This is a genomic window from Desulfocurvus sp. (genome assembly GCF_023230885.1).
Lineage (GTDB): Bacteria > Desulfobacterota > Desulfovibrionia > Desulfovibrionales > Desulfovibrionaceae > Desulfocurvus.
In genome coordinates this window covers 1-4,977 of record NZ_JALNWM010000230.1, presented here as the reverse complement: position 1 = coordinate 4,977, position 4,977 = coordinate 1, and the positions used below count along the sequence as shown (strand labels likewise).

General features: G+C 67.4%; 5 protein-coding genes. All 5 read right to left on the bottom strand.

Annotated features, from left to right (window positions below):
- Positions 1–338 precede the first annotated feature (338 nt).
- Positions 339–905 carry a type I restriction enzyme HsdR N-terminal domain-containing protein gene (locus M0P34_RS13670; RefSeq protein WP_291500090.1) on the bottom strand — a complete coding sequence of 189 codons (567 nt, stop codon included), beginning with the start codon at positions 903–905 and terminating at the stop codon, positions 339–341.
- Positions 906–917: 12 nt separating this feature from the next.
- Complete coding sequence (locus tag M0P34_RS13665; RefSeq protein ID WP_291500088.1) at positions 918–1,511, bottom strand: hypothetical protein; 594 nt, start codon at positions 1,509–1,511, stop codon at positions 918–920.
- A gap of 253 nt (positions 1,512–1,764) precedes the next feature.
- On the bottom strand, positions 1,765–2,898 hold the full coding sequence (locus tag M0P34_RS13660) for a sulfite exporter TauE/SafE family protein (protein ID WP_291500086.1): 1,134 nt from the start codon (positions 2,896–2,898) through the stop codon (positions 1,765–1,767).
- Between the two features lie 47 nt (positions 2,899–2,945).
- Complete coding sequence (locus tag M0P34_RS13655) at positions 2,946–3,458, bottom strand: 4Fe-4S dicluster domain-containing protein (RefSeq protein ID WP_291500084.1); 513 nt, start codon at positions 3,456–3,458, stop codon at positions 2,946–2,948.
- Between the two features lie 773 nt (positions 3,459–4,231).
- Positions 4,232–4,977, bottom strand: a 746-nt coding sequence (locus tag M0P34_RS13650; protein WP_291500082.1) for a sodium:proton antiporter, incomplete at its 5' end; no start/stop codon positions are given.

Sequence of the window (4,977 nt, the reverse complement as noted above, 5' to 3'; positions counted from 1 at the left end):
GCATGTCCCCGCCGCATGCCGCGACGGAAAAAACGCTTGCCCCCCGAAGGCCCTGGCGCAGGGCGGAGAACGCGACACCCGCTCTGCACGGGGCTCCCCGTGCCGAGCTGAAGAGACGACGGCTGGCCGTCGGCTGGGGCGGGGCGAAGCGCCGGGGCGGCGGGCCGAGCTGAAGATGCGACACGGGCTGGCCGCCTGGAAAAGCGCCAAGCCGCAGGGCGTTCAAGAACGGCGGACCGCCAGGGAGCGGGAAGAGTCGGGGTGTGCCGCGCGTTTCGCATGCACACGCGGGCCGGGCTTGTCCGCCGCGGCGGCGGGCCGCCGCCTGCAACGGCCTGCTAGGCCCTGGACGGCTTGGGCGGGCAGGTGTGGCAGCAGCTGGCGTAGATGAATTCGCTGTAGGTGTAGAGGATGCGCCGTTCGCGCTCCAGGCGCGACTCGTCCAGCACCGGGGCGGGATGGCTGCTGGCCAGCTCCCGCAGATGCTCCCAGCGCGGCAGGGCCTGGTCCAGGCCGCTGCCGATCCGCGCGCCGCGGGCGGTCTCGTGCAGCACGGCCTCGCGGGTGTCCGTGGCGGCGGCCAGGGGCGCGGGGCCGCCGGGCAGCAGCCGCGCGGCGGCGACGATCTCGCGGTCGAAGGTGCCGGGTTGCCCGGCGGTGAAGAAGAGCACCAGCAGCGGCCGACCGTCTTCGGCGTAGGCCACGAGGTCGGCCACGCGGCAGTAAGGCTTGCCGTCAACGAGGAAGTCTATGCCCACCTTGGGCCGCAGCTGTTCGCGCGGGTAGCCGCGCTCCTGCACGAGCATCCGCGCCAGGGCCTGGCGGCAGTCCTCGTAGCTGGTTTCCTCGATGCGTTCCCCGGTCAGGTAGTCGCACAGGGCCTGGCCGAGGCTGGTCTCGTGCATGGATCCTCCGGCCTACCCCTGGCGCTTGCCCTGCTGGGGCGTGAGCAGGTCGGCCCAGGAGAGCATCCGTTCCCCGGCGTCCTGGTTGGCCAGCACTGCGGCGCGGATGGTGCGGAACACGGGCAGATAGGGCTTGGCCCGGCAGAAGAGCACCCGGACCACGATGTACAGCGGCACGAAAAAGAAGTTCGGGCCCACGGTATGCTCCACCAGGGGCAGGGGGAATTCCACCGCGCCGTAGCGCAGGGTCAGCCAGCCCAGGGCGAAGGCCACCGGCCAGATGCTCGACGCAAACAGGGCCAGCCCGGAGAAGAAATTCTGCCCGAAGGCCTCGTTGGCCAGGCTGTTGCAGGCCGTGTAGCTTTTCTTGTCGCCGTGGGAGAGGGCGCGGATGGAATTGTTGTTGTTCAGGATCATCTCGCGGTTGATCTTCGCGAAATGCTTGCGGTTCAGAAAATAGGCCCCGGCCATGGCCAGCTCGCCGACCACCGTGACCGTCAGGGCCAGCAGCGTGAGGCCCACGCCGAAGGCAGCCAGGGGCGGCAGCGGAAAGCGGAACATCCAGATGAACAGCGGGTCCAGGGCCTGTTCGAATTCTATGAGCATGGGCCGTCCTGCGGGTTGGGGGGCCGGATGCGCCCCGTTGCGCCCAGAATACCCCGGCGCCGGGTCTGGCGCAAGGGCGCCCCGGGGCTGATGCGGAGATGGGAGCTGGGGAAGGGACACCTCCCGGATGGCTCGGGGGGCCCCGGCGACGCTACGCCAGGGATGGGGGAGCAAGAGGCGTCCCTTCCGCAGGTTCCAGAAGGTCCGGCTGGCGGGCCGAAGCCCGCCAGCCGGTTGGATGCACGGCCCCGGATCAGTAGGGGGGCAGGATGCTGTAGCCCAGGAAGCCCTGGGTGGTGTAGCGCAGGCCGACGTAGAAGGCCAGGACGATGAAGAGCAGCTTCAGGGCCTTGTCGGGCAGGTACTTGGAGGTGTACGGGCCCACGGTGGAGCCGATGACGATGCCGATCAGCTCGGCGCCGATCATGGTCCAGTCCACCGTCACGCTCTTGAGGAACATGTAGGAGAAGATGGAGTTGATCATGCCGATGAACACGGCCAGGGCCGAGGTTCCGGCCACGAGGTACATGGGCAGGCCGGCCACGGAGGTCAGGAACGGCACCAGCAGGAAGCCGCCGCCAACGCCCAGGAAGGAGGCCAGGGAGGCGATGATGAAACCGCCGACCACGGGGATGAGCGGATTGAAGGAGAACTCCACGCCGAAGAAGGTGAACTCGCAGCGCGAGGGGGTGAAGGTCTTGACCTTCACGCCCTGGGCGGCCATGTCCACGTTGCCGGACTTCACGCTGTCCTGGAAGGCCTTGGCCGCGGCCTTGGCTTCCTTCTTCTTCTCCTGGGCGCCGGGGGTCATCTCGTAGGCCAGGTAGCAGCCCAGGAAGAGCACGAACAGGCCGAAGTAGCCGATGTACTGCTTGAGGCTGATCTTGCCGGCGGTCAGCCAGGGCACCAGGAGCGAGCCGACCACGGAGCCGATGGCCAGGGCGATGCCCAGGGGCAGCACCAGGCGGCCGGCGCGGTAGTAGTTGAAGGAGGACAGGGCGGCCGAGCAGCCCACGAGCCACTGGTTGGACACGCGGATGGAGTCCGTCACCAGCTTGTTGAGTTTCATCTCCTTGCCCAGGCCCTTGGCGTAGTTGCCCAGGCCGAAGACGGTGATGTGCCCGACACCGGCCATGATGCCGCCGAAGGCGCCGACGGTGGAGAAGATCCAGCCGACCCACACGGCCCACAACAGGGCCACGACCATGGAGATCTGCGGGGCGCCGGGAATGCCCATGTAGCCTGCGGCCTCGGCGGGGTTGATCTTGCCGGCCTCGGTTGCCTGGGCGACGGCGTCGGCCAGGGCGTCGGCCATTGCCGACTGCGTGCTCAGCAGGAGCACCGCCACGGCGAACAGGGTCAAAAGCAGAAGTTTCTTGTGCCTCATTGTTGTGCCACCCTCCTGGGATTTGTTGGGAAATGTCTGCGCTTCGCCTACCGAAGCACCTTCTTCAGCAACATCTTTTGCCCATGCTCCGTGCGCGTCTTGGCCGAACGGACGTTGGGGGAGACGAACTCCAGAGCGTGCGTTGTGCAGGCCGTGACGCAGGCGGGAAGAAGGCCCGCGTCCAGGCGGTCCATGCACAGGTCGCACTTGATCACCTTGCCCGCCGCCTCGTCCCACTGCGGGATGTCCCACGGGCAGGCCATGATGCAGGCCTTGCAGCCCACGCACAGGTCGCGCTGGACGTAGACGACGCCGTCGTCCTCGCGCCGGACCATGGCGTTGGTCGGGCAGGCCGCCACGCACCACGGCTGCTCGCAGTGGTAGCAGGGCATGAACATGTTCATCATCCTGGGCTTGCCAGCGCGGTCCAGGGGGCCGACCGTGATCATCTGGCCGAGCTTCGCGCCTACGGGCACCTTGTTCTTCTGTTTGCAATGCACTTCGCAGGCGTTGCAGCTGATGCAGCGGTCCTGGTTGGTCTTGAACATGTACTTGCTCATGGGTTCCCCTCGCTGGGCTTCGCCTCGGCGCCGCACTCCCAGCGGCGCACCCGGCTCGATGTTCTCGTAGGTACATCAGAAAGGGGGAGCGTGGTCCAACGAAACCGAAAGCTTGTGATATTTTTAACAACAAACGCCGCCCGCAGGGGCAATCCGGTTCTTGCTATATTTATCCGTTCGATATTATTAATTTTATAACGAAGATGCGCCTGCACCTCCAACGGGGCATCCCCTGGCGGGCGCGATTTTTTATGCCCGCCTCTTCCGAATAACGCCCGGACCAGGCCGCGCGGCGCGGCGCGCACTCCAAAGGCGGGCACCGCGCTGCGCCGGGCCGGGCGGCGGCGGGGGTTCACGCACCCGGGCGCCCTTGCGCCAGCGGCACGCCCCCGCGGCCACGCACGCACGCGGCGCAACGGTTCCCGTGCAACACGCCGCGCCACCCGTCCCGGGCACCCGGGCGCATCCCACCCCGGATCGGACCACGCAGGGCCGATGCCCCGAGGGGCCTCTTCGCGCGGCACTCCGCCGCCCGCCCCTCTCCTCCCGCCCTCTGCCCGGCCATCCTGCCCCTCTGTCCACCGCCCTCCTCTGCCGACCGCCCCGATTCTTTATCGGCCTCCACCCGCTGCCCGACCGCCCCGCCGCCTGCCCGGACCATGCAGCTCCCTTGCGTCTCCCTTGCGGCCCTGATCCCCGAACCCCGGCCCGGGCCACAAAAAACCCCCCGCGACCTTCGGCCACGGGGGGTGTCGTTACAAGGGGACGGGGAGCTAGATGAACAGCAGGGTCACCAGCACGAAGCAGGGGATGAGGATACCCACCGACCAGGCCATGTAGCCGAAGAAGCTGGGCATCTTCACGCCGCCGGACTCGGCGATGGAACGGACCATGAAGTTCGGGGCGTTGCCGATGTAGGTGTTGGCGCCCATGAACACCGCACCGGCGGAGATGGCCAGCAGGGTCTCCGCATGGTGCATGAGGTACTGGGCGTCGCCACCGGCGGTGTTGAAGAACACCAGATAGGTCGGCGCGTTGTCCAGGAAGCTGGACAGGGCGCCGGTCAGCCAGAAGTACATGGCGTTGACCGGCTCGCCGTTGGCGTCGGTGACCAGGGCGATGATGCCCGCCAGGGCGCCGTCGGCGCCGGCGCGCAGGATGGCGATGGCCGGGATCATGGACACGAAGATGCCCGCGAAGAGCTTGGCCACCTCGACGATGGGGAACCAGTCGAACTCGTTCTTCTGGCGGGTGCTCTGGGCGGTAATCTTCAGGGAAACGAAGGCCAGCAGGAGCAGCAGCAGGTCGCGGGTCAGGTTCTGGAGCTCGACATGCACATGGTACACGTTGAACTCGACATGGGGCTTCCACATACCGCTCATGAGCACGCCGGCGACCACGCCGAGCAGCAGCACGAGGTTGGAGGAGCCCTCCAGGCGCAGCTTCTCGCTACCCGCGTTGGGCGGCACCGGCTTGCCCTCCTTGGCGAAGAGCATGGTGTCGACCACGAAGTACAGCG